Here is a 26,629-nt window from a genome sequence, read left to right as displayed (position 1 = left end):
TTACAAAATTTTATCATTTTTGACAATATCCAATTTAGAAAGTATAATCAAGAACACTAGGGGATGCCAAGGTTTCGACGTGGTCGAAAAATTTTTAATTGCAAGTCGTTTACTGATCGTAAATCAGCTAATAAATATAAACGCAAACAATAATAGCGAAGCAAACTTCGCACTAGCTGCCTAAGAATTGGTAGCAATGAATTATAAACTCGTCGCAAGTTTATAATTTGTTTCATAATTTAGCGACAAAACTTTTAGTAAAGCTTTGAACTAAAAGTTCTATGATGAAGCTAGCATAAAAATTATTTGTAAGTTTAATGATTCTTATGCGAAATTTCTAAACTTACTAAACTTGTAGATATTAAAAAGGAAGCTTCCACGGACATGGGTTCAACTCCCATCATCTCCACCAAATGCCTTTAAGTTCATATATTTCAAAGTTTGTGTCTATTTACTGATACTAAAATGATACTTGAAAATTTAAGCAAAATAAAAACAGGGACTTGAGCTGCACCCATAAACACGGAATAACTTAATAATATTTTAAGCGGAATGTAATCTGTAATCAACAGGGGACATTCCGTTTAATTTTGCCTTTATCCTGTCTTCATTGTACCATTTGATGTATGATTCTATTTCTTTTCTTAATTGTTCATAATTCTTAAATTCTACACCGTAGTACATTTCTTGTTTGAGTAGACCAAAGAAGTTTTCCATTGGTGAATTGTCTAGACAATTCCCTTTTCTTGACATACTTTGTCGTATGTTTAGTTTTCTTAGCTTGCTAGACCATGAGCTATGTTGGTAATGGAATCCCTGGTCTGAGTGTATTACTAAGTTGTCTTTAGTACTAATACCTTTTATTGCTTTGTCTAACATTGAGTTGGTCAGTTTAATAGTTGGGTGATGGCTTAGTGTATAGCTAATTATCTCACTGTTGTAAACATCTAGTATTGGTGATAGGTATAGTCTTTCTTCACGTCCCTTGATTCTAAATTCTGTTACATCTGTTAGCCATAGTTGATTTGGTCTGCTGGCTTTAAAATTACGATTTACAACATTAGGAGCTACTTTGCCTACCTGTCCCTTGTAGGATGAGTATTTTCTTGATCTAGTTTTAAATTTAGTGCATAGGAGTCCTTCTTGTTTCATGATTCTTAGAACTCTTTTATGGTTTACTATTAGACCCTTGTTTCTTAGGGCGGTATTTACTCTCCTGTATCCATATCTTCCTTTGCTGGCTTTAACTATTAACTTGATTTCTTCTTTGATTTCTTTGTCTTTGTCTATTGGATTTTCTAATTTGCTCTTCCGCTCATAGTATGATGATTTAGGAAGTTTTGCTACTGTTATCCATTCACTTATCTTTGTACCAGGGTGTTCTTCTAGAAGACTTAGTATTATCTTTGTTTTTTCCTTGCTTCTGCTTCTTCTTCCAGTAGCAAGGCTTGAAACTTTTTTTCGAATAGTATTTGCATTTTTAGAAGTCTATTTTCTTCTCTAAGTCTGATTAGTTCTTCTCTTTCAGTCTCTACTATTGGTTTTTGATTCTTAGATTTCTTATCTGCTTTAGACATATCTTTATTAGGCCTTCCTCTATTATCTTCTAGCCCAGATAAACCACGTTGTTGATATGCTTTCTCCCAGTTAAATATTACTGAGCCATTGCTGATATCAAAATGTTCTGCGGTTTCTCTGTATGATAGATTATTGATTTGCCTATATTGTATTACAGATAGTTTAAATTCACTAGTGTATTTATTATTGTTTAGCTTTTTAGATAAGTTATCAAAGCCTCCTGAGTTATATTTGTTAATCCAATTTTCTAGAGTGCTATCAGGTATGTAATATTTGTTTGCTATTGCAGGTCGCCCACCTGTTTCACCTGATAAGTATTCTAGCACTAATCTAATTTTAAATTCTTTTGTATATTTTGGCATGAAAAAACCCCTCCATCCGTATTCCGGATTTTGGGGTTCGGCTCAACTTGCCCTGCTTTTTAAATTATTATTTTATTTGTTAAGATAATATAAGCTATCACTTGGTTTTATTTCTCCAAGTAATGATTCATCGATTTGTTTTAATCTTTCTAAAAATATTTGGTAAGTACCCTTCATTGTATCTTTATCTATGTAGCTAAAGTCCATATTATCAATAGCATTGTTTAACTCTTCTTTGGACATTTTGTATTTTTCACATAAGTTATCGCTTATTTCTGGATTTTGATTGATCTTTTCGATTGAGTTTTTGCATAAGTCTAAGAATTTATCAAAGTTTTCTTTATTATTTACTAGATAATCTTTGTTTACTATTATTATATCTCTTAAAAATTCTCCTTTTCCTATTGGTAGAAAGGTATTTAAATTGGTTTTGTATAAATTATTATTTTTTGCTTTACTATAATAAGGTTCAACTAATAATGATACAAAATTATTTGATGAGTTGATTTTTTTGACAATTTCATTTATATCTTGATAATATTCTATTTTTAATCGCAAAAATAAGTTAAATAGCCCAATTTTCTTATCTATTACTTTTGATATATTTCCAATTGGATCTGGAATAAATACATTTTTGCCTTTTAAGTCTTCTTGTTCTTTAATTTCAGTATCACTAAGCATATATAGTTCACCCGTTTGTGTGATAGCAGCTATTTCAAAGGCTTGATTTGTTTTATTATTAAAATATGGTCCCAAATAAGCTGGTATAATCCCTATGTCAAATTTTCCTTGCTCAATACTACTATAATTATTGACCTTATCGGTATTTATTTTATAATCATCACTTTTTTCGATATTATCTATTAATAAATCACCTCCAAAAGTCATGGCTGTGATATTGTATTCAGTTTCCTTTTCTTTTGGCTTTTCAACATTAATAGTAACATCAACATCTTCTGTTTCTGTATTCTCTTTTTTGCAAGCAACAAATATTAAGAGAAACATTATTATGAGAGTGATTTTCTTAAATTTAATCATTAACTTCTCTCCTATCCTCGATTGCTCTTTCTAAAGTTAGTTGATCAAAATACTCAAGATTGGAACCAACTGGTATTCCTTGGGCGATTTTTGATAGTCTAACATTTTTTTCAGCTAGTAGATTTGATAAAAATATACTTGTTGTTTCCCCTTCTATGGTCGAAGAAATTGCAAGAATTATCTCTTTTATATTTTCATCTGTGATTCTTTTTAAGAGTTTATCTATGTTTAATTCTTCTGGACCAATTCCATCTGATGGAGATATTAAGCCACCTAATACATGGTATTTCCCATGAAAGGCTGCAGATTTTTCAATAGCAATTAGGTCGTTAATATCTTCAACTACACACAAACAATCTTCATTTCTTGTTATGTCCTTACAGATATCGCAAAGATTATCTTCTGTGATATTTCCACAATTTTCACAATATTTTATCTTTTCTTTAACATCAATTAGAGCATCAGCAAATTCTTTTACGCTTTTTTCATCGCGAAAAACTATACTCATTGCAAGTCTTTGGGCAGATTTTTTGCCTATAGTAGGTAATTTTTGGAATTGTTCTATTAAATTTGATAAACTTTCTGGATATATAGCCATTACATAAGTCCAGGTATATTTATTCCACCTGTTAATTTATCCATTTTTTGACCGCTAAATTCGTCAGCTTTTTTCATAGCATCGTTTATTGCAGCTATTATTAAATCTTCAAGCATATCACTTTCTTCTGGATCTATTACATCAGGATCAATTTTAATAGCAACTAGTTCTTTTTTGCCGTTAACCTTTGCAGATACAACTCCACCGCCTGATGTTGATTCAAATTCTGTTTCCTCTATTTCAAGTTGAGCTTTTTGCATCTCTTCTTGCATTTTTTTAACTTGTTTCATCATATTGTTCATATTTGGTGAACCACCACGGAATCCGCCTCTTGCCATAATTATTCTCCTATTCTATAATTAATTCATCTCCAAAAACTTCTCTAAGTTTATCAGAGTGGTCATTATTTTCTTTACTTTCTTCTATAGTATTATTATTATCTAAATTTTCTATTCTATCAAGAGAAAACTTGTAAGCTCTCCCTAAGATAGACATTAAATTTTTTTCTATATCGTCTATTTTTGTTTCTATAAAAATCTTATAATAATCATCATTACAAAGCATTATAAATTCATTTTCTTTTATTTTATAATTAAAACCCTCATTATTAAATAATGTTGTCAAAAATCCCCCAGCTGTATTGATTATCATTTTTTGGATTTCTTTTTCTTTTTTGGGGTCTAGTCTATCAATATTTAGCTTTGGAAATTCTTTTTTTACTTCTGTTTTTGTTTTATCAATTTCAATAATAGGTTTTTGTAAATTTGACTTTGATTCTTTGGCATTTGCAATAGCTGTCATAGATTTTGAAAAATTATAATTATTAAGCTTTTGATCTATCAAATTATTTACAATTTCTTCAATATCATTAGCTGAATTTGCTTCGATTGCTCTAATTCTTGATTCAAAATTCTCCATATTTTTTAATTTAACAAGCCTTAGCAAACAAACTTCTGTCAATACATCTGTATTTTCAGCTAATTTTAGTTTATTTTCATAATCGATAAGCACATCCAAATAATCGCTAACTTCTAAATCGTTAATTTCTTCTGATCTTTTCTTGATAAAGGATAGTCTTTCTTCATCCTTAAAAAAAGAATCATTATTAGTCATTTTATAGATTAAAATATCATCAAAATATGATATTAATGAGCTTATTATTTCCCTATTAGTTTTATTTTTATCTCTAATGAAAAAAAGTGTATCAAGAGATTTGAAACTGTCTTTTTTTATTATTGCTTCTATCAATTTATCTATATCATAAAAATCAACCACGCCAATAAGCGATTCGACATCTTTTAATGAATAATTATCCGCTTCTAAAGATAAAACCTGATCCAAAAGTGATAAGGCATCGCGCATAGCACCATTTGATTTTTTTATTATCAAATTTATGGCATCATCATTCATACTAATATTTTTATCTATTAATATCTGATTGATTTGTTGATAAATTTCTTTTCTGCCAATTTTATTAAACTCAAATCTTTGAAGTCTTGATAAAATCGTTTGTGGAATTTTTTCAATCTCAGTTGTAGCTAATATAAATACCAAATGACTTGGAGGTTCTTCCATGATTTTTAATAAGGCATTAAAAGCCTCTCTTGTTATCATATGAGCCTCATCTATAATATAAACCTTGTATTTTAGATTATTGGGTGGATATATTACATTATCTTTAAGATTTCTAATATCATCAATACGCCTATTACTAGCAGCATCCATCTCAACAACATCAATTGTTGTTTCTTCTTCAATAGCCAAACAATTTTCGCATTTACCACAAGGAGAGCCATCAACAGGATTTAGGCAATTGATAGCCTTGGCAAAAATTTTTGCACAAGAAGTTTTACCAGTACCACGTTCTCCAGCAAACAAATATGCATGACTTATTTTATTTAATTTAACTTGATTTTTTAAGACATTGACAACTCTATCTTGTCCTAAGACTTTATCAAAAGTTTTGGGTCTGTATTCTCTGTATAAAGCTTTTGCCATATTTTCCCTTCCTAATATTATTTATTATACCATAAATACTCAATAGCTTTTGCAAGATTTTTAATAAATGGTATAATTTAATATGTTAATTGCATGGAGAGCTGTCCGAGTGGTTGAAGGAGCACGATTGGAAATCGTGTATACATATATAAAGTGTATCATGGGTTCAAATCCCATGCTCTCCGCCATGCACTAGACGGGGAACTAGCGGTGCCTTGTAACCTGCAATCCGCTACAGCAGGGTTTAATTCCTAGTCTAAGGTGTAAATTTCAATATAAGCCTTTTAGTTTTGGTGTTGATTGATGGGTCTTACGCAATAGAAACTTGTGAATCATGTCAGGACGGGAACGTAGCAGCATTAAGCAATTCTTTCTGTGTGCCGTAAGGTCACCTATCATGAGCTAAAATTACTAGAAACTGTATGTGGAATTTGCCTCGAAGCTAGGTGTGCTTACATATAAAAGTCTTGTGGAGTACTTATAAATATTTCACAAGACTTTTTTTATCTTTAATTTTATTTTTATTTGATTTATAATATATACAAAGGAGCAAATAATGATAGGCAAAAAAATTGAAAAAATGTTCAATGAACCCACTGAAAATCTTATGATCCCCGCAAGCGATGTTGCTATAGTACATGAAGAAGATAATCTCGTCCATGCAATCCTTGTTTTATCGTCTTCTGGATATCAAACTATACCAGTTCTTGATAATGAAAATCGCGTAAGAGGTCTTATTTCTATTTCAAATATTGTAACCAACCCCCATGAGCTATCAATTTTTGACGAAGATAGTTTATCACAAATAAAAGTTTCTGAAGTAATGAATCAAATCGTTCCTATTCTTTTTGATAATTATAATCTTGAAGAAGTTTTAAGACTATTAATCAACAATAACTTCATTTGTATAACTCATAAAAATGGATATTTCGTTGGAATAATTCCTAGAAAAGTTGTAATGGAAAGATTTACTCACATTGCCCACAATTTAGAAAATATATACGAACTCAAAGAAAAATAACTCCAAGATTTTACTTGGAGTTTTATTTTTCTATAAAATCTTAAATATTGCTGATCCGTAGGGACTAAGGTAAATTTTTTCGTTTTTTTCTATATTTCCATTTATATTTCCAGAACCTTCATATGAAATATCTTCACTATTTATCAATTCTTTAATTTTGTAAGGACTTTTTATGCTGTAATCGATATCTGTAAGGTTTATAATTACCAACAATTTTTCATCTTCAAATTCTCTGACAAAAGCATAAAGGCTATAACCTTCTATATCAAGAATTGTAGTTTTTGACTTTTCATCATTTAAGGCCTTATAATTCAAATAAATTTTTGATAGATCTTTATAGAATTTATTAAAAGTACCTTGGTTTTTATCCAATGTATGCATATCTATATTTTCATAAACTGAAAATGTTTGATTTGATAAAATCTCATCTCCCATAAAAAGCATCTTAGAAGAATTTAAGCTATAAAATAATGTAAAAATTGTCTTCATCTGCTTTGATTTTTCGCTTCCGTACATTTTCATAGCAAGACTTGCCTCATCTAAGAAACTATCTATATATGAAAAACCTAATATTCTATTTGAATTATTAGAATTTATAATTTTTCCAACATCTTTTTTATAATAATTTCTTTCAAACGGCTGTTTTTGATTGATTCTTATAAGAGGTCTTAGGGAATAATCATAAACATAGTCAAATCCTAAATCAAAATCATAAATTCCATTAAAACTTGCAAGAGCTAGAGATTTATTTGCATGGATAAGATCAATCAATTCTCTTATTAGGTCCATAAATTTATCATTTACTCCCCTTGAAAAATCTCCCTGCCAATAAATCATAGAATCGATATTAGAAAGTTCAATCCCATCTACATTAAATTCATTTATCCAAAAACTTAGACAGGATTTTAAATAGGATTTAGTCAAATTTTTCTCTGGGTCAAAATTTATTGTATTATGATAAGTGTAATTTATATCATCGTAATCGTAATTATAAAGCCTTGTACCGTCAAAATCATTCAAGTAATAAGAATCTGGATCAAATTGGCTAAAATCTAAATCTAAAATTATTTCAATTTTATTTTTATGGCAATTGTCAATAAATTTCTTAAAATCCTTACTTTCTCCATAACGATTAGTAAAAGCAAAAAGACCTATGCTATTAAAGCCATAAGATTTGTAATTTTTATATTCTGTAACTGGCAAAAACTTAATATAAGTAAAGTTATTAGCAATTACATGTTCTAACAAATCATCAAGAATTTGATTTTTGTCCTTGCTATCGTCCTTAAATAATGAGCCTAGATGGACTTGATAAATATTAGTTGGACTAATTTTTGTTTTTTTATTATTAAATTTATAAGAATCATCAGTTACCACTGAAGAATTTTCATTAATTAGAATTTTTCTTGAAAAAGGATCAATTTTTTTAAATTTTTGACCATTTTTATCCGTTATTATATATTGATATCTATCCTTAACTTTGGCGTTTTTTATATTAATAGAAAAAACTCCAGTTGAATAAGATCTAAGTTTTGATTCTTGCCAATCGTTGAAATCACCAATTATATGAACTTCTTTTGCATTTGGAGCAAGAATTCTAAATATGTAACCCTTATCTTTTTTGTGAGAGCCAAAAAATTTATAACCATCACTAGATAAGCCTTGTAAATACTCTCTTGTATCCATAATTCACCTCAAAAACATTATATTCTTTTAAATTAATCTTGCAAAATTCCATTTAATCACAAAAAATACAAGCTAATTGCTTGTACTTTCTTCAAATTTATTTATCATAGTTTCAGCTACTTCAGACATCATCCAATTTACTTTTTTTGACCAATCAGGATCTGTTGCGTAGGATTTGCCCATGGCTTCTGTGGAAACTCCTTTGTAGTAAATTCCTTTTGGATTTAGATAATTTTCTTTTAAGTGTTTTGCTACTGTGTTAATAGAATCAGCAGGAGACTCATAATTACTTGCTTTGTTATACGGATCGTCATCATAGGCGTTAAAGCCAAAAAGATTATTTTTGTTTACAAATAATTGGCTTGTTCCATTGCCAGTTTCATGTTTTGCCATTGCCATTAAAAGAATAGCATTTACTCCATAAGTTTCTTCAGCTTTTTTAAAATCTTTACCAAGACCCCTAAGACCTGTATCTTCTATGGCAGATTCTAATTCATCGGCTGTAAATTCTGTTTCATTTAGCAGATAAAAGCTATTGCTTTGATCAATTTCAGCTGATTTTTTATTTTTAAAGTCATCAAGATCCTTTTTTAATTTGTTAAAAACTAAAGCTCTTTCTTCTTTTAGAAGACTAGTTTGATAATTTATTTGATTTAATCCAGCCATAAGATTTTTCTTTTTTTCTTCTTTACTGGCATAGGCTAATCTTGTAGTAATAAAAATAAGCATTAAGATTATTAAAAATCCTAAGCTTATTATTTTAAAATTTTTCTTTTTTCTTTTCATATAATAACCTTACTTTTTTTATAGATTATATACTTGTAAGGCTATATTAGCAAGCTATTTGTTCATTTTTCTTGAGCCAGGTTTGATAGCTTGTGTGTCTTTTAAACTATCTGGCAAATCATCAGCATCCCAAGTATTTATATCAAGTTTTGTTGCTGAAATTATTGGAAGTCCATTTATTTCGTCTTTTTTTGATCTATTTACTATTGATGTTAGTGCCAAAACATTTCCGCCAAGATTTTTGATTACATCGACTGTTTCAAATGAAGATTTGCCTGTAGTAATTACATCTTCAACAATTATAACATTTGCCCCTTCTTCTATTTCAAAACCACGGCGAAGTGTCATAATATTGTCAACTCTTTCAGTAAAAATTGCTGGTACTCCAAGTGCTCTTGCTACTTCATAAGCTATTATAATTCCACCCATAGCAGGTCCAACACAAAGATCTACTTTTATAGATTTTTCTTTAATTTTTTCTGCTATAATTTTTGCAACTTCTTCACAGTATTCTGGATGAGCAATTAATTTTGCACATTGAATATATCTGTCTGAATGTTTGCCTGATGACAATAAGAAATGACCTTCAAGTAAGGCGTTTGATTTTTTTAACAATTCTAATGTTTTATCCATTTTTTCTCCTATATTATTTTCGTAATTTCACTTAAATTACTTATGTTTTCTTCTTCCATATATTTTTCTATTCCATTAGCAATATCTATCATGGTATTATAATCAATAAAATTAGCCGTTCCAACTTCTATTGCTACTGCTCCTGCCATAATAAATTCAAGGGCATCTTTATAATTCATTATTCCACCCATGCCAACAACTGGAATATCGACAGCATTAGCTGCTTCATAAACCATTCTTAAAGCTATTGGTTTTATTGCAGGACCTGAAAGTCCAGCAGTTTTATTGGCAAAAATCGGAGCTTTTTTTCTAATATCAATTGCTAGGGCATTAAAGGTATTTACTAAAGAAATTGCATCGCAACCCTCATCTTCAGCAATTTTTGCAAATTCTCCTATCGAACCAACATTTGGAGATAGTTTTACCATTAATGGTTTTTTGGTTGCTTTTCTTACTTTTCTTATAACTTCACTTGCTTTAATAGGATCAGTACCAAAAGCCATACCACCTTCTTTTACATTCGGGCAAGAAATATTCAATTCTATCATAGGGACTTCAGTCTTATCTAAAATACTAGCTCCTTTGACATAATCGCTAACGCTATGACCCCCAAGATTTGCAATTGTAACAGTATCTTGTTTTAACAAAAAAGCTAACTCTTCTTTTACAAAATAATCAATACCGGGATTTTGAAGTCCAATGGAGTTCATTATTCCTGCTGGTGTTTCATAAATTCTAATACCTTTATTGCCTAAATTTTTATTTAAAGTAAGGCCTTTTGAACAAATTCCACCAATTTTTGATAAATCTATATATTCTGCAAATTCTCTACCAAAACCAAATGTACCACTTGCTGCTATAACTGGATTTTTAAAATGAACTCCAGCAATTTCTACTGATAAATTCATCCGAAAACCTCCTTTGAATCAAATACAGGGCCATCCTTACAAACTCTTATAAAATCATGACTTGCATTTTCTACAGTACATCCAAGGCAAGCACCGATTCCGCAAGCCATATGAGCTTCCATGGAAACTTGAATTTTTGCTTTTTGGTTTTTTTCATGGATAGCTTTTAGCATTGGATTTGGTCCACAAGCATAAATTATATCGTAATCATTTGGATCAAAAAGATCTGTGACTAATTTACCATCATTTTTATATGATGTATAAGATACGGATTTTACATAAGGCTTAAATTCATCTACAAAATAAGGATCGTAGGTAAATCCTGCAAAAAAATCAGCCTTAGTTTCTAAAATTTTTGCTAAATATAATAAGGGAGCTATGCCAATTCCACCAGCTACTATGGCGATTTTTTTATCCTTAGAATCACTTAAATCGAAGCCATTCCCCAAAGGTCCTAAAATTTTTACCTTATGACCTTCTTTAAGGCCAGACATTATTTCAGTTCCCTCTCCTACAACTTGATATAGGAGTGTTAGTTTGCCATCTTCATCATCACAAACTCCAAAAGGTCGGGATAATAAGGGTTCATTTCTAAAATCTTCAGTTCTAAACATGAAAAATTGACCAGGCTTAGCATCTAAATTTACATCGACAAGCATTTTATAAATGTCAGTTGAAATTTTTGTATTTACTATTATAGGTCCGATTTTATAAGTTTTCATTAGCCAAGATTACCTCTCTGGTTTTTATAGCTGCTTCTCTTGCGTATTTTCCTATATTATCTTTGCCATCTTCATAATCCATATAGGCTTTTAGAACTTTTCTGGAATTATTTACAACTCCACCATTTTTATTTTTCAAAAGTTTAAAGACGTTTAAACTATCAGCTCCTTGAGCTCCAAAACCTGGAATTAAGAAAAATTGATTAGGATATCTTTGTCTAATTTTTTCAACTTCTTTAGTATGGGTTGCTCCAACAACAAGTCCTATCGGTCCAAAACCAGATTTTCCTAAATAGTTTTCATTTAATTCTTTCATTTTATCGCCTATGGCAAAAAATAATTCTTCATCATTAGTCATAAGTGTTTCAAAATCATTTGCACCAGGATTTGAAGTTCTAAGTAAGACAAAAACTCCTTTTTCTCCACTTTCAATATAAGGCAAATATGGAGAAATTGAATCCATGCCCATATAAGGATTTAAAGTTATAAAATCAGCTTCGAAATCTCCCTCAAAGTGAGCTTTGGCATATTGGCTTGCTGAGGCTGCTATATCAGATCTTTTGACATCCGCAATAGATAGGAGATTTTTTTCTCTTAAATATTTTAAAGTATCTCTATAAGCTATCATTCCTTCAATTCCATAAGACTCATAATAGGCAATTTGAATTTTATAAATTGCACAAACATCATAAGTGTGGTCAATTATTTCTTTGTTAAAATTAAAAATTGCCTGGCTTAATCTTAGGCCTTCTTTTATTTGATCTGGAATATAATCATAAGAAGTATCAAGACCCACACAAACAAAGCCTTTTTGGGAAACTTCCTCATAAAGTCTATCAATTATCTTCATATTTTAAAACTCCTTTCTTATAAACTCTTTTTACACGTCCAGCTAAAGTTTTTCCTATCATTAGGGAATTTTTTGATTTTGACAAAATTTCATCTTCCCTATAAGTATATTCTTCATCTAAATCTATCAAAGTAAAATCAGCCTCATAACCGATTTTAAGTTTTCCCTTATTTAATCCCAAAATTTTTGCTGGATTTGTTGACATTAGTTTTATAAGATGATTTAAAGATATTTCTCCAGATTTTACCAAAACTTCATAGACGGTTGAAAAACTTGTCTCTAGTCCCAAAAATCCTGGGGATCCTTTTTCTTTATCTTCTTTGGAATGAGGAGCATGGTCTGTAGATATGCAATCGACAACTCCTTTTTTTATCATTTCTATAAGAGTTAATCTATCAATTTCAGTTCTAATTGGTGGATTTACCTTTACCTCTTCTCTTTTTTTATCAGCTAAATAAAGATGGTGAGGTGTTACTTCGCAAGTTATTTTTGCTCCTAAGTTTTTAAAATATTCTATAGCCTTAATTGATCCTCTAGTAGAAACATGTGAAAAATGCACAGGGCAATTAAGTTTATAGGCATAATAGCAATCTCTAAGAGTCATTGCATCTTCTGCAATTTCGTAATCAATAGGTGAAACTCCCGTAACTTCTTCGTGCAAAGTCATATTTACACCAAGCTCTTTTGCTTTAAGCATTGCCTTATACATGGTTAAATCGTCATCTACTCCATGTCCATCATCTGAAATGAATTTAACTGATTTTGGCAAATTATCCAAATGATCCAAGGTTTTTCCATCAAAATCTTTCGTTATTGTATAAACTTGATTTATATCTATCAAATCAAGATCTTTTGCTCTTTTCATTATGTCTTCGTAAACTTCTACTGATGAAACAGTTGGTTTGGTGTTACCCATCAAAAGAACAGAAGTAAAGCCACCCTTTAGGGCAGCTTTTGATCCGCTTTCTAAATCTTCTTTGTAGGTAAATCCAGGATCCCTAAAATGAACGTGCATATCTACAAAAGAAGGAAGAAGAGCTAGATTATTACAATCTATAAGCTCAGTTTGATCGTCAATTTCAAATTCATCAACTATTATCCCATCTTTTACATAAATAGGCTTATTTGAAATTTTGACATCATCAAAACAATAAGCATTTTGAAAAACTTTTTTCATTTTATTCTTCTACATCGTAAATGTGTCCACAATAAACACATCTATATGATTTTTCTTCATTGTGTAGTAGTTCAAATTTTGATTTCACACTTCTTTCAGAAGTTGAAACGCATTTTGGATTTTGGCAAACTAATATATCTTCAATTTCTTCTGGAAGTTCAAGAGATTTTTTCTCAACAACTTTTTCATCTTTAATAATATTTACTGTAGCAGATGGATCTATTATTGCAACTGCATCTAAGTTTAGATCTGTGTGATTTTCAATTTTAATTATATCTTTTTTGCCCATTGCTGAAGAAGAAGCTCCGAGTATTAGTGCAACCTCATCTTCTAAACTTTCTAAATTTAAAAGGTTGAAAATTTTTAAACCGTTACCTGCTTTTATGTGATCTATTACTATTCCATCTTTTAAACTGGTAATCTCAAGCATTGTTTGCCTCCAATAATTTCATAATTAGTGCCATTCTTACATACATACCAAATTTTACTTGGTTAAAATAAACTGCTCTTGGGTCTTTATCCACTTCTGTTGCTATTTCATTAACTCTTGGTAGTGGATGTAGAACTATCATATCATCTTTTGCAAGTTTCATCTTTTCACAATCCAAAACATAAGAATCTTTGAGTCTTGTGTATTGACTTTGAGAGAAAAATCTTTCTTTTTGAATTCTTGTCATATAAAGAATATCACATTCTGGTATAACTTCTTCTAAGTTTCTAACTTCTTTGTATTGTGAATTGGCATCAAATACTTCTTCTTTTACATATTGAGGAAGCTTTAGCTCATCTGGAGAAATTAGAATAAATTTGTTATTGTCAAATAAATTCATAACTTTTATTAATGAATGGACTGTTCTACCATATTTTAAATCTCCAACCAAACCAATGGTGTGATTTTCCAAACTGTGTTTGTATTGGCTAATGGTTAATACATCTGTCAAAGTTTGAGTTGGATGTTGGTGGCCACCATCGCCAGCATTTATAATTGGACAATCAGCAGTAAGACTTGCTAGATATGCTGCACCTTCTTGAGGGTGACGCATTGCAATTATATCTGCGTATTGGCTAACAGTTCTTACTGTATCTTGTAAGCTTTCTCCCTTTGTTGTAGAAGAAGATCCAGCTTCTGAAAAGCCTAAAACTTTTCCGCCTAATCTGTCCATAGCTGCAGTAAATGAAAGTCTTGTCCTTGTTGAAGGCTCAAAAAAAAGAGTCCCTAAGATTTTTCCATCACATATATGGGAAAAATCTTCTGGACTCTTGACTATTTCATTTGCTAAGTCAACTATTTCATATAAATCCTCTTTGGTTAAATCTTCAGAACTTAATAAATTTTTTATGTTGATCATTTAGCACTCCTTAAGTTTTTTTAAATTTTACACTTAAAAGCCTATTAAGTCAATAGCAATTTTTAATTTTTTAACCTATCTCTTAGCTCGCTAATAGATAAAGTTGTTACATTATCCCTATCAACTCCCAAGTCATCAATGATTTCATCGATTTTGCCTTGGTTTGTAAATTCTATTTCCATATAAGGATCAGGATAAGTTTTTTTATCCCAGATGTCAATGTCAAATCTTTGATTCTTATAAGAATAAGACTTGCGTTTTTTATCTCCCTTATATTCTAATTTTATGCCAAGTTTGCTTAAAATACTTGTCATAACAGAAACAGAATCTATATTAACAGTATACTCATTATTAACTCTGAAATCATCGGAATTTTTAAATTCTTTAAAAGTTAATTCAATGTTTTTTTTCCCATCTTCAAACCTGCTTTCGCGAATCCTCAAATATCCATCAGCAAATTCTCCTTCTTCAGGGATAAATGTATAATTCGTTTGCTCTTCTTCTGAAATCTTTTTTGCTCCCAATGAAAGTAATTTTTCTTCCATCTCTTCTACATCAATATTTAATACTTTTACTTCAATTTCTCTTTGCATTATATAATCCTTACTGGGGCAAAATCAAGGTAATCACCTGATACACACCTTACCCCTATTCCTTTAATATTCCCTTCTTTTATCAATCTATGACCAAAGCCATGGAGGTGACCATATACTAAAAAATCCACCTGAAAATCTAAACATATATCAAAAAATTCATTAAAATCTCCTGAAGAATTTATCGGAGGATAATGTAACATCACAATTTTTTTACTTGCTTTACTTTCCTTTAACGAATTTTCTAATCTAAGTAATTCCCTTTGAAAAATTTTCTCATCGTGTTCAGTAAAATCCTTGCTATCTCTTGAAATCCAGCCACGAGTCCCACATATATCATAATTTTCATAAGAAAAATAATTGTTTTGTAAAAATTCCATAGATTTTAGACCCAAATTATTGATTTTACTAAGAGAAGTCCACCGATAATCATGATTTCCTTTTAGCAAAATTTTTCTTCCATTCAAATCATCTATCTTTTTTAAATCTATATAAGCATCATCAAGACTCATTGCCCAAGAAATATCACCAGGAATTAAGACACAATCGTCATTTCCTACAAATTTATTCCAGTTTTTAAAAATTTTTTCCTGATAATCCTTCCAATCATCTCCAAATACTTCCATGCTCTTTTGGTTTGTATAATCAAGATGTAAATCAGCCAGAGCAAAGATCATATTTCCTCCAAATAAATTTTATTATAAGTTATAGCTTCAGAATCTAAAATTTCCATTTCTCTTTTATGGCAAGTAAAATAAATTATCTGTCTAGACCTAGTCAAATCCAACAAAAAATACAAGGCATTTCTAAGCCTATCCATATCATAATTTATAAAAGCATCATCAAAAATCAAAAAGTCATCAGAATTTTTTTCATTTATCGAATACTTAAAGGCAAAATTTAGTTGATCATAAAAACCAGTAGAAAGTTTATCTATATCTAAAATTTCTCCACTATTGGTAAATATTTTTGCTTTCAAATCCTTATCGCAGATAATTTTTTCGTATCTTCCTCTAGTCAAAATGTTAATCATTTCTGAAACTTTCTTGTCGTAGTCATCTAAAGATTCTTTAGAGCTTTCAATTATTGCAATTATCTTATCTTTAGCTAAATTAATAGCTTTGATTTCATTTTCCATATCATTAAGCTTTTCTTTTAAAGTTTCTAATTTATTAGTAAGATTTGGCAATTTTGAAAGCTCATCTTCAAATTTTGCTAGATTTTTTTCTAAATCTATATTTGTTTTTATCAAGGATTCAAGTTCATTTTCGTAAATATTAATTTTATCTTCAGTTTCTCTAATATTTATATCTTGATTGCTGGTATAATTTTCTAAATTTTCTGATTTTTCTTGATTTTCTAGAATACTTAATATTTCTTCTATCTTTTCTTTTTCATTTTTTATCTTAACAAATTCTAAATACTTGCTCTCATTAGCATTATACTCTTTATTGCTAATCTTACTTAGATTATTAAATTTAAGCCATTGAAATAGACAAAATAAAGTAGCCAATACTAATCCAAGCACAAAAATAAAAATATTATTTTTATAAAAAGCAAAAATTGCCGTTATAATAAGCAAAGCTAGACCTATAAAATAATTATTTTTATTAAAAGTCCAATTTTCGTTTCTATTGGCATAATAGTCATCATAGTTTTTATATTTTTCAAGCTTTGCATCAACCATTTTTAGTTGATTTTCATATTTTAGCTGATCTTTAAGGTTGTTATTTCGAAGATTTTTTCTAAAGGAATCTCTTTGGTCTTTAAATTTTTTTAAATCCTCAGAAATCCTAGCAATTTCTTCTCTATTTTTTTCCAAATTTTTAAATTCTTCGATGTAAGAATTTCTAAGTATTTTTAGTTTTGAGATTTCATTTTCTAAATTAGAAATTTGCTTTATAGTTTTTGCGTAAGGCTTGCTATAAGCCCTATCTGTTCCTATATCAGCTAAAGATTTATCCAAAATTTCTAAAGCATTGGAAGATGAAAAAACATAATCATCTTTGTTAATAAGCATTTCTATTATCTTCTCTTTTGTTTGTGAATTTGATTCTTGACTTTGATAAATGGAAGTCAAATCTTTGTAAATATCATAAGAAATTCCTAGTAAAAATTCTCCTGGGAAAGCTAAATTGCTATTTTTACTAGCCACTATTTCTTTATAATTCAAATCATAAATTTCATAAGATCCATCTGAAAAATCTCTGCTAATCCTATAATCCACACCATCCTTAGAAAAAATACCATAACCACTATACTTATATGATGAGAGCGGCCTATAAATTTCGTGTTTTTGATTAAAATGACGTATTTTTTTACCATCGTCAAAGCCATAAAGCAAGGCTTCGATAAAACTTACAATTGTAGATTTGCCCGATTCATTTTTCCCATATATAAGATTAAAATTTTTACTAAATTCTATGCTGGTATCAGAAAATTGCCCAAAGGAAATGATATGCAATTTTTTTATAAAAACGCTCATTTTTTGCTCCTTAAAATTGCATCCATTCCTATTTGGTAGGATCTTTTTTCAATCTCATTTAAAGGCCTCTCAAAGTCATCGGCAAATTTACTTAAAAGAGAATTGGGAAATAATTTGATTTCATTCTCAAAAGTATTTTCTTTTGTAAATATAATCTCAATATAATGAGAGTTTATAGAATTTTTTATTATAGAAATATCAAAATCATTTGCTTGATCAAAATTTAATCTCAAAAAATTTATTTTATCCGAAAGATTTTCATTTACAAATCTAATAATTTCTTCTTCATCTTTAAATTGTTCAGACGAAATATCAAAAATATTATATTTCATTTGACTAGACGAAATATGATCAATTTTTCCATTATCGTATAAAAAATATCCAAAATCACCAAGATCTGTAAAATCAAAAGGCTCGACAGATCCTGGATTATAGATATTATTTTTTATAAAAGTCTTATGAATATGACCTAGGCCTATATAATCATATCCTAAGGCATTTAATTTATTAAAATCTAAATCAAGATAAGAACTTTTAGTATTTGATAAATTTCCATGAACCATAAGAATATTGTAAAAAGATTTGTCAAGCTTTAATTCATAAGGAAAATCTTTATCATATATCCTATCTTTGTAAGATAGGCCGTAAATTCTAGTACCAGATTTCTCATAAAAGGATAAATTATCGTCCATAAAGATATGAAAATTAGAAGGCTTTGATTTTAAAAAAATCTCATTTGTTTGATCGATATAATCGTGGTTGCCAGTTACATAATAAATATCCTTAGAAAAATTTTCAAAAATATTAAATAAATACTTGTAATCTTTTTGGGAAAAATAATCTCGTTCAAATAAATCTCCACAGATTAATGCAAAATCAGCATCTTTATTAGATGTAAAAATATTTTCAAAAGATTCCCATCTAATCTTATTAATAAAATTTGCTTTATTATCATCATAAGTATTTCTTGTTGATAAATGGCAATCTGCTAGATGGATAAATTTCATAATATATTAAGTGCCTTTATTAATTTTTTCTTATCTTCTATTTGAAAAACTGTTATAGACCCATTTTCTATCCAGAAATTATCCCAAGCTGAAAGATCTTTTAATATCCAAAATAAAGAAGCTTTTATGGCAATTCCATGGGAAATGCAAAGGGCATTCTCATTTTTTTCTACTAATTCATCGTAAAATTCACTAAGTCTATTAATAAGATCTAATCTATTTTCCCCATTTGGATATTTTATATGAAAAATATCATCTTTCTGATTTTTAAAAAAATTATCATAAGTATTAAAGACATAATCATAAGATTTGCCCTTAAAATCTCCAAAATCCATCTCATTAAGCCTGCTATCGCTAGTAAAATTTTCAAAGCCTAAAATTTTTGCAGTTTGTTTGGCTCTAAGGAGATTTGAAGTATATATTCTATCAATTTTAAAATCTTTAAGCTTTTCTTTTGTTTTTTCCAATAGTTCATATGAACTTTCATCAAGCCTTGTATCTTCTGTGGAAAAAATCTTTTCTTTGTTGGCCTTAGTTAAACCATGACGGACTAAAATTATATCCATTAAATCCTCCTATTCTCCAGAACTCATAGCTTCAGCCATATCGATTTTCTTTAAATTTTTGTGAACAAAAATTATTAATACAAAAAGTATAAGTATTGTTAAAACCCCACTAAAAATATAGGCTGTTGGGTGAGTTCTGTAAGCGAGTAGTACATTTTCTGGTGCAACTACAGCTATTACATACCTAAACATTAAAATTCCAAGTACATATCCTAGCAAGATTCCAAGCAAAGTAAGAATTGAAATTTCTCTTGAAATGTAGCTGGTAACTTCTTTTGGATAAAATCCCAAAACTTTTATAGTCGCCAACTCTCTTTTTCTTTCACTAACATTAATATTTATCAAATTGTACAAAACTACAAGAGCTAGCATTATTGAAATAAGAGTTATAACTCCAATTACCAAATTTAGATTTGCCATCAAAACATCTATTGATGCGTAAACCACACTTGTATTAGTAATCGCATTAATAGAATTTTCATTTTCAATTTTCTTTATAATTTTATCTGAATCTCCCTTTAGATAAATAGCATTGGTCTGGTATTTTTCTCCAGTGACTTCTTCATACTTATCTTTTGTCATGTAAATAAAATCACCAGTATAGTTTTCAGAAAAATTTGTAACTTTAACTTTTATATCTTTGCCATCTTTGTCGAAATTTATCAGATCATTTTTCTTTAAATTTAATTTATTAAAGGCCTTTTCAGTAATAACCGCTTCTTCTTTTGATAAATCTATAGATTTTCCTTTGTTGGTGTGAAGACTTACAAATTTATCCAAATTATCTGTATCATTAAATACAACGAAATTTAGCTTACGCTTTTCATTATTTTTTGTGATTTTTACTTCTTGCATTTTTATTTGAAGGTGATCAAAATCTTCAATTTTTTTATAAAAACTTGCTAAATCTGATTCTTTTGATTTTTCATCAATTGCCGCAACAACATCGTAATGATTAATCGCATTTTTTTGTAAGTTCACTGTATCTTTTATTGAATCGATCATCGCAAAGCCAAAAAATGTAAGAGCAGTGCATCCTCCAACGCCGAATAATGTCATAAACATCCTAGATTTGTACCTAAATAAATTCCTTGCGGTAATTTTTTGCAAAAATGAAAGTCTTTTCCAAATTGGACTTATCTTTTCCATTAGGATTTTTTTGCCAACTTCTGGAGATTTACCTCTAAGTAAGCTAGCAGGAGTTTCTCTAACGGTTTCATTTGAGGATAAATGAACAGTTATTGCTATCAAAAATGCTGATAAAAGTATAGCAAAAGCCATATAAGAAATTGGATTTACATAATCAATTCCTAAATTATTAAAACCAGATGAATAGGCTTTTATAATTACTTCTGCTACAATTAATCTACCCAATATAGCGCCGATTATTGAACCAACAATAGTTGGAATTAGTCCATAAAAATAAAATCTCTGGCTTATTTGTGAGTTTGTATAGCCCAATGATTTTAAAGTTCCATTTATAACTCTCTGCTCATCTATAAAACGTTTCATAGTTGTTAAGGAAACAAGCATTGCTACTAGATAGAAAAATGTTGGAAAAACTTTTGTCATTTGATCCATATTTAAACTATTTTGATAATAGGTGTTTATACCTTGATTTTCAAATATATTTTCTACTGTGTACTCTGGATCAACCAATCTTGCCAAAGCATCTTTGCCATCTTCAATTTCAACTTCCCCATCGGCAATTTCTTTTTGGGCGTCATTTTTTTCTTTGGTAAATTTTTCAAAATTCTTATCGTATTCGTCTTTGCCGTCTAAAAGCTTTTTGTAATTATCTCTAAGCTCTTTTTCGCCCTTTTGTTTTTGGTAATTAAAGTTCTTTATTCCTTCATTATATTTTTGCAAACCATCAGCGAGTTCTTTTTTGGAATTAGATATTTTATTATTTGCTTGGTCAAGTTCTTGCTTTCCTTGTGCTTTTTGACTTTCTAATTTACTTTTAGCTTCAGTTAATTTCTTTTTGCCAGAATTAATTTCGCTTTGTTTTTGGTCAAGCAAGGCTTTTTGATCATCTATCTTTGATTTTTCATCATTGTATTTATTATCTAGCAAAAGTTTATTGGCCTTATAATCATTTAGACCCTCATTATATTGATTTTTGGCTTCTTCTAATTGAGCTTTCATGTTTAATAAATCAGAAGGACTTAGGTTTTTGTATTCGATTGGAATATCCGTAGCAAGTTTTTTTTGAGGGCTTTGATTTAATAATTGTTCAAGTTTTGAAAGTTCATTTTCTTTTTGATCAATTTCTTCTTTTGCCTTATCAAGTTGATCTTTTCCAGCATTTAGCTTTTCTCTAGCTTTAGAAAATTCATCATCTAATAATTTATAACCTTTTTTGATTTTTAAATAGCCTTCATCAATTTGTTTTTGGCCATTTTCTAATTCATTCTCATTCTTAGCAATTTCTTCTTCAGCTTCTTTTATCTTATCATTAAAAATTGCTAGATTTTCTTCATATTCTTTTTGACCATCTTTTAATTTTTTTTCACCGTCAATAAGTTCTTTTTTGGAAGATTCTAAAGATTTTTTCCCATCTAGGATTTTCTGGTCAAAAGTTTTTTTGCCTTTTTCATAATCTTTGAAGCCCTTATCCAATTTTTCTTTTGCATCTTCTAATTTTTTTTCTCCATCAGAAAGCTCTTTTTTTGCAGAATCTATATCATTTTGAGCTTTTTTGATATCGTAATTAGAATCTTTTTTAATTTTTTCTAAAACTTCTTTTGGTCTATTAGCTATATCTTTTTCTATTTTTTCTTTTTTATCTTCAACAAATTTCTCGTAATCTTTGCTTGTTCTATCTAAATTTTTAGTATTTTTATATACAATATTTATTTCAGAAAATTTATCAGTATCAAAATTTTCTTCTAAAACAAAGGCATATCCACTTAATTCTTTTTTTGCAGCAAAAGAAAGCTCTCTCATATCTTCCATAAAATGATCAGAAGATTTGTAAAAGCCAACAACTTCATAGGTTAAATTTTTAAGAGCTTTTTCATCAAATTTTGAGTTTTTGATGTATTTTAATTTTATCTTATCCCCAATTTTATAAGAATATTCTAAGGAATCTTCCAAGGCAATTTCATCTTTTTTCCTAGGCATATATCCTTTTGTAAGGACTGATTTTTTTATATTTTCATTATAGGCTTTAACTCTTATCAAATTATCATCGATAAGTAAGTCAGAAGCTTTTATTTTTGTGATTTTTTCTATATCCTTATCTTTGCTTATTATCAAATCATCTTCATAATCCAAACCATAGGTTGATTTGACGATTATATCGGGATGTTCGTAAGTATTAAGAGAATTATTTAAGGTATTTCTCATTGACGGCCCAGTTAAGGTCATTGCAACGACTACAAGAGTTGCAAGACCAATCATTATAGCAATTGATAATACTTTTCCTTTGGTATTTTTTATATCTCTTAAATTATTTTTTAAGTAGGTCTTGTTCATTTTTACCACTCAATTTCTTCGATATCTTTTGGACTTTCATTAAAATAGTTTTCTATAATTTTTCCATCTCTAAGTTCAATCACCTGATCTGCCATTGGTTTTATAAGCGAGTTGTGGGTAATTATTATTACTGTTGCTCCCATTTTATGAGAAGCATCTTGCAATAGTTTTAAAATATTTTTTCCTGTTTCATAATCTAGTGCGCCTGTTGGTTCATCACATAATAACAACTTTGGATTTTTTGTAAGAGCTCTTGCTATGGCAACTCTTTGTTGCTCTCCTCCAGAAAGTTGTGAAGGAAAATTATTTGACCTATTACTTAGTCCCACTTCTTCTAAAATCGTTCTTGGATCTAGGGCATTTTCTGCAATTTCTGCAGATAATTCTACATTTTCCAAAGCTGTCAAATTGCCAACAAGATTATAATGTTGAAAGACAAAACCAACGTCATTTCTTCTATAACTAGTTAAATCGATATCGTTTAGTTTGGATAAGTCCTTATCATCTATAAAAACTTCTCCAGAACTTGCTTTTTCCATGCCACCTAAAATATTTAAAAGAGTAGTTTTTCCTGCACCCGATGCACCGACAATTACTAATAATTTTCCCTTTTCAAGTGTAAAACTAATGTTATCATTAGCAACAATGATGCTACTACCAGATTTATATTCTTTTCTTAAATTGTTTAATTTTATGTATGCCATAAAAACCTTTCTAATATACTTTATAAATAATATTATACCAAAATTAGACTTTTAATCATTGTATTATCATAAAAATATTTTTTAGAGTAAAATACTTATCAGGAGTTTATTATGCTAAATGAAAAACTTGATGATTATTTAAAAGAAAATTACTATCCCTTTCATATGCCAGGGGCAAAAAGAACTGATATCTTACGTTCTGATTTACCTTACAAAAGAGATTTAACAGAAATTTATGGTTTTGATAATCTAAATGATCCTAGGGATATTTTTTTAAAAATGGAAGAAAAAATCACTAATATTTATAAGGTAAAAGATGCAATTATTTCAACAAATGGCTCAACTTGTGGAATTTTATCTACAATTAGAAGTCTAACTTATGAAAATAAAAATATTTTAATTCAAAGATCTTGCCATAAATCAGTTTATAATGCCATTGAAATTTTTAATTTGCAAAGTGATTATGTAAATGTTTATGTCGATGATAATGGATCTATAATCGATATTTCCTATAAAGATTTGGAAAATAAATTAAAATCAAAGAAATATGCAGCTTTTGTCATAACTTCCCCATCTTATGAAGGCTATTATTTGGACTTAAAAAAAATTTATCAACTTACAAGAAAATACCAAATAAGCTTAATTTTAGATATGGCTCATGGTTCTCACAGCTTGCTTTTTGGAAAATATGAGAATAATTTTGATATTGCAATAACATCTTTTCATAAAAATTTATCAGCACTTACACCTAGCTCAGCTATTTTAATTAATGATCTAAGCTTATCAGATGAGATACGTAGAAATATGGCTATTTTTCAAACGTCTTCCCCTTCTTATGTCATTTTACAATCAATAGATGAAATGCTTGAAAAATTTGATTCTTTTTATAAAATGTATGATTTGTTAGATTCTTATTTGGATGATATTTACAATATAAATTTAGAGAAACTAAAATTAATTGATAAAAAAAATAAAGATAGGTCAAAAATACTAATTTCTACAATAAATACAAATATTACTGGGGAAAGGCTGGCAAATAAGTTAAGAGAAGAAAAAATTGAAATTGAAATGGCTTATCCTTCCTACGCCCTACTTATAGCAAGTATTTTTGATAGAAAAGAAGGCTTTGAAAGATTAAAAAATGTCTTACTAAAAATCGATAGATCCATAGAATTTAGAAATAAAAATTTGGACTTTTCCTATGAAATCCCTAAAAAATCTTTGGCAATTAGTCGTGCAATCTTAGCTAGAAAAACTCCTATAGATTTAAATTTAGCAGAAAATAAAATATCCGCTCAGTTTGTTTACGCTTATCCACCGGGCATTCCTATAATTGCTCCAGGTGAGATAATTTCCAAAAATATAATTGACAATATCAAATATTTTCAAAAAAATTCTATTGTTTTAAATATTGACGATGAGATTTTTATCCTAAATTGACAAATTATCATAAAACTGATAATATTAAATTGTATAGCGATTATATAAAGGAGCATACATATGAAAAGAATAGTAACTTTAAACACTAGAAATCTTCACAAGAGCAAAGAAAATGGTGGTTGTGGTGAATGCCAAACCTCTTGCCAATCTGCTTGCAAAACATCTTGTGGAGTTGCTAACCAAGAATGTGTTAGCCATAAAGAAAAATAAGGGATTAGCCCTTATTTTTTTCTTTTGTGATTTATTTAAGTTAAGGAGAAATGATGATACACCAATATAAAGCCAAAGGCTTTAATATAGTTTTAGATACATTTAGTGGTTCAGTCCACGCTGTCGATGATGTTACTTATGAGATTATTTCCTTATTTGAAAATTATAATAAGGATGAGATTAGAAAAAAGTTAGAAAAATATAACTTATCAGATGAAGAATATGATGAAGCTTATGAAGAAGTGGGCAATTTAGTTAAGGAAAATCTATTATTTTCAACTGATAACTTTTCAAATTTATCCATAGATCTTAATAAAAGACCAACTTATGTTAAGGCAATTTGTCTTAATGTAGCTCACACTTGCAATCTTTCCTGCCAATATTGTTTTGCAAAGGGTGGCAAATATCAAGGAAAAGATGCCCTAATGACTCTTGAGACTGCCAAAGATGCGGTAGATTTTCTTATAAAAAATTCTGGAAATCATTATAATCTTGATATTGATTTTTTTGGTGGAGAGCCACTAATGAATTGGAAGGTTGTAAAAGAAACTGTAACTTATGCAAGAAGTTTAGAAGAAAAATACAACAAGCATTTTAATTTTACGCTTACAACAAATGGCATGCTTTTAGATGATGAAAAAATTGCATATCTAAATGAGAATATGAAAAATGTGGTATTATCCCTTGATGGCAGAGCTGAAGTTCACGATAAATTTAGAAAAACCTTATCTGGCAAAGGATCTTTTGATCTTGTAGTTCCAAACTTTCAAAATTTTGTTAAGCAGAGAAAAGATAAGGAATACTATATAAGAGGAACTTTTACAGCTAACAATCTAGATTTTACAAATGATATAAAAACTTATCTTGATTTAGGATTTAAAAGAACATCACTTGAGCCAGTTGTGGGAAATTCCAAGGAAGATTTTGCCCTAAAAGATGAAAATTTGCCATTTTTGTATGACCAATACGAAAAATTAGCCGATATGATGATTGAAGCAATTGATAAGGATGACGAATTTATTTTTTATCATTTTATGATAGATCTTGAAAATGGACCTTGTGCTCAAAAAAGAATAAGTGGTTGTGGATCAGGTAGTGAATATATGGCAATTACTCCTGATAGATCTTTATATCCTTGCCATCAATTTGTTGGAAATAGCGATTTTGTGATTGGAAATCTTGATCAAGGAATTCTTAGAAACGACTTAATAAACGAATTTAAGACTTGCAATTGCTATTCCAAAGAAGAATGTAAAACTTGTTGGGCAAGTATGTATTGTTCTGGTGGCTGTGCTGCAAATAATTACAATGCCAACGGCGATATAAATTCAACTTGCGATTATTCTTGCAAGCTTTTTAGAAAAAGAATTGAAATGGCAATAGCTATTAAAATTTACCAATATATGAAAGAAGCTTAAAAAATAGAACTCTTTATTGA

26 protein-coding genes, 1 tRNA gene and 2 other RNA genes are annotated in these 26,629 nt (G+C 29.1%); 7 read left to right on the top strand and 22 right to left on the bottom strand.

What is annotated here, in order from left to right:
* Positions 1 to 59 precede the first annotated feature (59 nt).
* Positions 60 to 412, top strand: a transfer-messenger RNA (tmRNA) gene (ssrA, locus tag GAN53_RS07090).
* Between the two features lie 131 nt (positions 413 to 543).
* Here the strand turns inward: ssrA and GAN53_RS07085 are convergent.
* From GAN53_RS07085 to dnaX, 6 genes are all read right to left on the bottom strand, one after another.
* Entirely contained in the window at positions 544 to 1,467 is a 924-nt protein-coding gene (locus GAN53_RS07085; RefSeq protein WP_151409469.1) for an IS3 family transposase, read from the bottom strand.
* The gene (locus tag GAN53_RS07080; protein ID WP_151409470.1) at positions 1,401 to 1,940 is read right to left on the bottom strand and encodes a helix-turn-helix domain-containing protein; all 540 of its coding nucleotides are present in this window, start codon (positions 1,938 to 1,940) and stop codon (positions 1,401 to 1,403) included. Before GAN53_RS07080 ends, GAN53_RS07085 begins: the two co-directional genes overlap by 67 nt.
* 72 nt (positions 1,941 to 2,012) lie before the next feature.
* Complete coding sequence (locus tag GAN53_RS07075) at positions 2,013 to 2,978, bottom strand: ABC transporter substrate-binding protein (RefSeq protein ID WP_151410413.1); 966 nt, start codon at positions 2,976 to 2,978, stop codon at positions 2,013 to 2,015.
* Positions 2,971 to 3,576 (bottom strand): recombination mediator RecR, encoded by a 606-nt coding sequence (recR, locus tag GAN53_RS07070; protein ID WP_151410412.1) that lies wholly within the window; start codon positions 3,574 to 3,576, stop codon positions 2,971 to 2,973. Before recR ends, GAN53_RS07075 begins: the two co-directional genes overlap by 8 nt.
* Positions 3,576 to 3,914, bottom strand: coding sequence for a YbaB/EbfC family nucleoid-associated protein (locus GAN53_RS07065; RefSeq protein ID WP_151410411.1), 339 nt, complete (start codon positions 3,912 to 3,914; stop codon positions 3,576 to 3,578). The genes recR and GAN53_RS07065 overlap by 1 nt, the downstream gene beginning before the upstream one ends.
* Positions 3,915 to 3,924: 10 nt before the next feature.
* The gene (gene dnaX, locus GAN53_RS07060; protein ID WP_151410410.1) at positions 3,925 to 5,574 is read right to left on the bottom strand and encodes a DNA polymerase III subunit gamma/tau; all 1,650 of its coding nucleotides are present in this window, start codon (positions 5,572 to 5,574) and stop codon (positions 3,925 to 3,927) included.
* Positions 5,575 to 5,669: 95 nt separating this feature from the next.
* Here dnaX and GAN53_RS07055 point away from each other — a divergent pair.
* The 3 genes from GAN53_RS07055 (at position 5,670) to cbpB (ending at position 6,595) form a co-directional block, all read left to right on the top strand.
* Positions 5,670 to 5,762 (top strand) — tRNA-Ser (locus GAN53_RS07055).
* Positions 5,762 to 6,028, top strand: an RNA gene (gene ffs / locus GAN53_RS07050) — signal recognition particle sRNA large type. Before GAN53_RS07055 ends, ffs begins: the two co-directional genes overlap by 1 nt.
* A gap of 102 nt (positions 6,029 to 6,130) precedes the next feature.
* Positions 6,131 to 6,595: a cyclic-di-AMP-binding protein CbpB gene (gene cbpB / locus GAN53_RS07045; RefSeq protein WP_151410409.1), complete on the top strand. Its 465-nt coding sequence runs from the start codon at positions 6,131 to 6,133 to the stop codon at positions 6,593 to 6,595.
* Positions 6,596 to 6,625: 30 nt separating this feature from the next.
* Here cbpB and GAN53_RS07040 read toward each other — a convergent pair whose 3' ends face one another.
* The 16 genes from GAN53_RS07040 to GAN53_RS06965 all read right to left on the bottom strand — a co-directional run bounded on the left by GAN53_RS07040 (position 6,626) and on the right by GAN53_RS06965 (position 23,541).
* Entirely contained in the window at positions 6,626 to 8,281 is a 1,656-nt protein-coding gene (locus GAN53_RS07040; RefSeq protein ID WP_151410408.1) for a GlgB N-terminal domain-containing protein, read from the bottom strand.
* 72 nt (positions 8,282 to 8,353) lie between these two features.
* Positions 8,354 to 9,067 carry a glucosaminidase domain-containing protein gene (locus GAN53_RS07035; protein WP_151410407.1) on the bottom strand — a complete coding sequence of 238 codons (714 nt, stop codon included), beginning with the start codon at positions 9,065 to 9,067 and terminating at the stop codon, positions 8,354 to 8,356.
* A gap of 54 nt (positions 9,068 to 9,121) precedes the next feature.
* Positions 9,122 to 9,700, bottom strand: coding sequence for an orotate phosphoribosyltransferase (pyrE, locus tag GAN53_RS07030; protein WP_099320792.1), 579 nt, complete (start codon positions 9,698 to 9,700; stop codon positions 9,122 to 9,124).
* An 8-nt stretch (positions 9,701 to 9,708) separates the two neighbouring features.
* Positions 9,709 to 10,608 carry a dihydroorotate dehydrogenase gene (locus GAN53_RS07025; RefSeq protein WP_151410406.1) on the bottom strand — a complete coding sequence of 300 codons (900 nt, stop codon included), beginning with the start codon at positions 10,606 to 10,608 and terminating at the stop codon, positions 9,709 to 9,711.
* A complete protein-coding gene (locus GAN53_RS07020; protein ID WP_151410405.1) occupies positions 10,605 to 11,330 on the bottom strand; it encodes a dihydroorotate dehydrogenase electron transfer subunit in 726 nt (241 codons plus the stop codon). Before GAN53_RS07020 ends, GAN53_RS07025 begins: the two co-directional genes overlap by 4 nt.
* Complete coding sequence (gene pyrF, locus GAN53_RS07015) at positions 11,317 to 12,180, bottom strand: orotidine-5'-phosphate decarboxylase (RefSeq protein WP_151410404.1); 864 nt, start codon at positions 12,178 to 12,180, stop codon at positions 11,317 to 11,319. Before pyrF ends, GAN53_RS07020 begins: the two co-directional genes overlap by 14 nt.
* Complete coding sequence (locus GAN53_RS07010) at positions 12,167 to 13,357, bottom strand: dihydroorotase (RefSeq protein WP_151410403.1); 1,191 nt, start codon at positions 13,355 to 13,357, stop codon at positions 12,167 to 12,169. Before GAN53_RS07010 ends, pyrF begins: the two co-directional genes overlap by 14 nt.
* A 1-nt stretch (position 13,358) precedes the next feature.
* On the bottom strand, positions 13,359 to 13,787 hold the full coding sequence (locus GAN53_RS07005; RefSeq protein ID WP_099320797.1) for an aspartate carbamoyltransferase regulatory subunit: 429 nt from the start codon (positions 13,785 to 13,787) through the stop codon (positions 13,359 to 13,361).
* Positions 13,780 to 14,706, bottom strand: a complete 927-nt coding sequence (pyrB, locus tag GAN53_RS07000; RefSeq protein ID WP_151410402.1) for an aspartate carbamoyltransferase — start codon at positions 14,704 to 14,706, stop codon at positions 13,780 to 13,782. Before pyrB ends, GAN53_RS07005 begins: the two co-directional genes overlap by 8 nt.
* A 62-nt stretch (positions 14,707 to 14,768) precedes the next feature.
* On the bottom strand, positions 14,769 to 15,299 hold the full coding sequence (locus GAN53_RS06995) for a class IV adenylate cyclase (protein WP_151410401.1): 531 nt from the start codon (positions 15,297 to 15,299) through the stop codon (positions 14,769 to 14,771).
* The gene (locus GAN53_RS06990; protein WP_151410400.1) at positions 15,299 to 15,976 is read right to left on the bottom strand and encodes a metallophosphoesterase; all 678 of its coding nucleotides are present in this window, start codon (positions 15,974 to 15,976) and stop codon (positions 15,299 to 15,301) included. The genes GAN53_RS06995 and GAN53_RS06990 overlap by 1 nt, the downstream gene beginning before the upstream one ends.
* Complete coding sequence (locus GAN53_RS06985; protein ID WP_151410399.1) at positions 15,973 to 17,784, bottom strand: ATP-binding protein; 1,812 nt, start codon at positions 17,782 to 17,784, stop codon at positions 15,973 to 15,975. Before GAN53_RS06985 ends, GAN53_RS06990 begins: the two co-directional genes overlap by 4 nt.
* A complete protein-coding gene (locus GAN53_RS06980) occupies positions 17,781 to 18,791 on the bottom strand; it encodes a metallophosphoesterase family protein (protein ID WP_151410398.1) in 1,011 nt (336 codons plus the stop codon). Before GAN53_RS06980 ends, GAN53_RS06985 begins: the two co-directional genes overlap by 4 nt.
* On the bottom strand, positions 18,788 to 19,357 hold the full coding sequence (locus tag GAN53_RS06975; protein ID WP_151410397.1) for a histidine phosphatase family protein: 570 nt from the start codon (positions 19,355 to 19,357) through the stop codon (positions 18,788 to 18,790). Before GAN53_RS06975 ends, GAN53_RS06980 begins: the two co-directional genes overlap by 4 nt.
* Positions 19,358 to 19,366: 9 nt before the next feature.
* Positions 19,367 to 22,837 carry an FtsX-like permease family protein gene (locus tag GAN53_RS06970; RefSeq protein ID WP_151410396.1) on the bottom strand — a complete coding sequence of 1,157 codons (3,471 nt, stop codon included), beginning with the start codon at positions 22,835 to 22,837 and terminating at the stop codon, positions 19,367 to 19,369.
* Positions 22,838 to 22,839: 2 nt separating this feature from the next.
* Entirely contained in the window at positions 22,840 to 23,541 is a 702-nt protein-coding gene (locus tag GAN53_RS06965) for an ABC transporter ATP-binding protein (RefSeq protein ID WP_151410395.1), read from the bottom strand.
* A gap of 111 nt (positions 23,542 to 23,652) precedes the next feature.
* On the opposite strand from GAN53_RS06965, the gene GAN53_RS06960 reads away from it, so the two are divergent.
* The 3 genes from GAN53_RS06960 to scfB are packed head-to-tail and all read left to right on the top strand — an operon-like array spanning position 23,653 to position 26,609.
* The gene (locus tag GAN53_RS06960; RefSeq protein ID WP_151410394.1) at positions 23,653 to 24,981 is read left to right on the top strand and encodes an aminotransferase class V-fold PLP-dependent enzyme; all 1,329 of its coding nucleotides are present in this window, start codon (positions 23,653 to 23,655) and stop codon (positions 24,979 to 24,981) included.
* Between the two features lie 60 nt (positions 24,982 to 25,041).
* The gene (gene scfA, locus GAN53_RS06955; RefSeq protein ID WP_099320807.1) at positions 25,042 to 25,191 is read left to right on the top strand and encodes a six-cysteine ranthipeptide SCIFF; all 150 of its coding nucleotides are present in this window, start codon (positions 25,042 to 25,044) and stop codon (positions 25,189 to 25,191) included.
* A gap of 53 nt (positions 25,192 to 25,244) precedes the next feature.
* Positions 25,245 to 26,609 (top strand): thioether cross-link-forming SCIFF peptide maturase, encoded by a 1,365-nt coding sequence (gene scfB / locus GAN53_RS06950; RefSeq protein WP_151410393.1) that lies wholly within the window; start codon positions 25,245 to 25,247, stop codon positions 26,607 to 26,609.
* The last annotated feature ends 20 nt before the right edge of the window (positions 26,610 to 26,629 follow it).

Source organism: Anaerococcus sp. Marseille-P9784 (assembly GCF_902500265.1).
Taxonomy (GTDB): Bacteria; Bacillota; Clostridia; order Tissierellales; family Peptoniphilaceae; genus Anaerococcus.
This window is presented reverse-complemented; position numbering and strand designations above follow the sequence as displayed.

Coding starts and splice junctions, on each gene's coding strand:
- GAN53_RS07065 (WP_151410411.1), bottom strand. CDS start 3,914: ATGGCAAGAGGCGGATTCCGTGGTGGTTCACCAAATATGAACAATATG.
- scfA (WP_099320807.1), top strand. CDS start 25,042: ATGAAAAGAATAGTAACTTTAAACACTAGAAATCTTCACAAGAGCAAA.
- recR (WP_151410412.1), bottom strand. CDS start 3,576: ATGGCTATATATCCAGAAAGTTTATCAAATTTAATAGAACAATTCCAA.
- GAN53_RS07035 (WP_151410407.1), bottom strand. CDS start 9,067: ATGAAAAGAAAAAAGAAAAATTTTAAAATAATAAGCTTAGGATTTTTA.
- GAN53_RS06995 (WP_151410401.1), bottom strand. CDS start 15,299: ATGCAAAGAGAAATTGAAGTAAAAGTATTAAATATTGATGTAGAAGAG.
- GAN53_RS07040 (WP_151410408.1), bottom strand. CDS start 8,281: ATGGATACAAGAGAGTATTTACAAGGCTTATCTAGTGATGGTTATAAA.
- scfB (WP_151410393.1), top strand. CDS start 25,245: ATGATACACCAATATAAAGCCAAAGGCTTTAATATAGTTTTAGATACA.
- pyrE (WP_099320792.1), bottom strand. CDS start 9,700: ATGGATAAAACATTAGAATTGTTAAAAAAATCAAACGCCTTACTTGAA.
- GAN53_RS07010 (WP_151410403.1), bottom strand. CDS start 13,357: ATGAAAAAAGTTTTTCAAAATGCTTATTGTTTTGATGATGTCAAAATT.
- GAN53_RS06960 (WP_151410394.1), top strand. CDS start 23,653: ATGCTAAATGAAAAACTTGATGATTATTTAAAAGAAAATTACTATCCC.
- GAN53_RS07080 (WP_151409470.1), bottom strand. CDS start 1,940: ATGCCAAAATATACAAAAGAATTTAAAATTAGATTAGTGCTAGAATAC.
- GAN53_RS06985 (WP_151410399.1), bottom strand. CDS start 17,784: ATGAGCGTTTTTATAAAAAAATTGCATATCATTTCCTTTGGGCAATTT.
- GAN53_RS07025 (WP_151410406.1), bottom strand. CDS start 10,608: ATGAATTTATCAGTAGAAATTGCTGGAGTTCATTTTAAAAATCCAGTT.
- GAN53_RS07020 (WP_151410405.1), bottom strand. CDS start 11,330: ATGAAAACTTATAAAATCGGACCTATAATAGTAAATACAAAAATTTCA.
- dnaX (WP_151410410.1), bottom strand. CDS start 5,574: ATGGCAAAAGCTTTATACAGAGAATACAGACCCAAAACTTTTGATAAA.
- GAN53_RS07075 (WP_151410413.1), bottom strand. CDS start 2,978: ATGATTAAATTTAAGAAAATCACTCTCATAATAATGTTTCTCTTAATA.
- GAN53_RS06965 (WP_151410395.1), bottom strand. CDS start 23,541: ATGGCATACATAAAATTAAACAATTTAAGAAAAGAATATAAATCTGGT.
- GAN53_RS07005 (WP_099320797.1), bottom strand. CDS start 13,787: ATGCTTGAGATTACCAGTTTAAAAGATGGAATAGTAATAGATCACATA.
- pyrF (WP_151410404.1), bottom strand. CDS start 12,180: ATGAAGATAATTGATAGACTTTATGAGGAAGTTTCCCAAAAAGGCTTT.
- pyrB (WP_151410402.1), bottom strand. CDS start 14,706: ATGATCAACATAAAAAATTTATTAAGTTCTGAAGATTTAACCAAAGAG.
- GAN53_RS06970 (WP_151410396.1), bottom strand. CDS start 22,837: ATGAACAAGACCTACTTAAAAAATAATTTAAGAGATATAAAAAATACC.
- GAN53_RS06990 (WP_151410400.1), bottom strand. CDS start 15,976: ATGATCTTTGCTCTGGCTGATTTACATCTTGATTATACAAACCAAAAG.
- GAN53_RS06975 (WP_151410397.1), bottom strand. CDS start 19,357: ATGGATATAATTTTAGTCCGTCATGGTTTAACTAAGGCCAACAAAGAA.
- cbpB (WP_151410409.1), top strand. CDS start 6,131: ATGATAGGCAAAAAAATTGAAAAAATGTTCAATGAACCCACTGAAAAT.
- GAN53_RS06980 (WP_151410398.1), bottom strand. CDS start 18,791: ATGAAATTTATCCATCTAGCAGATTGCCATTTATCAACAAGAAATACT.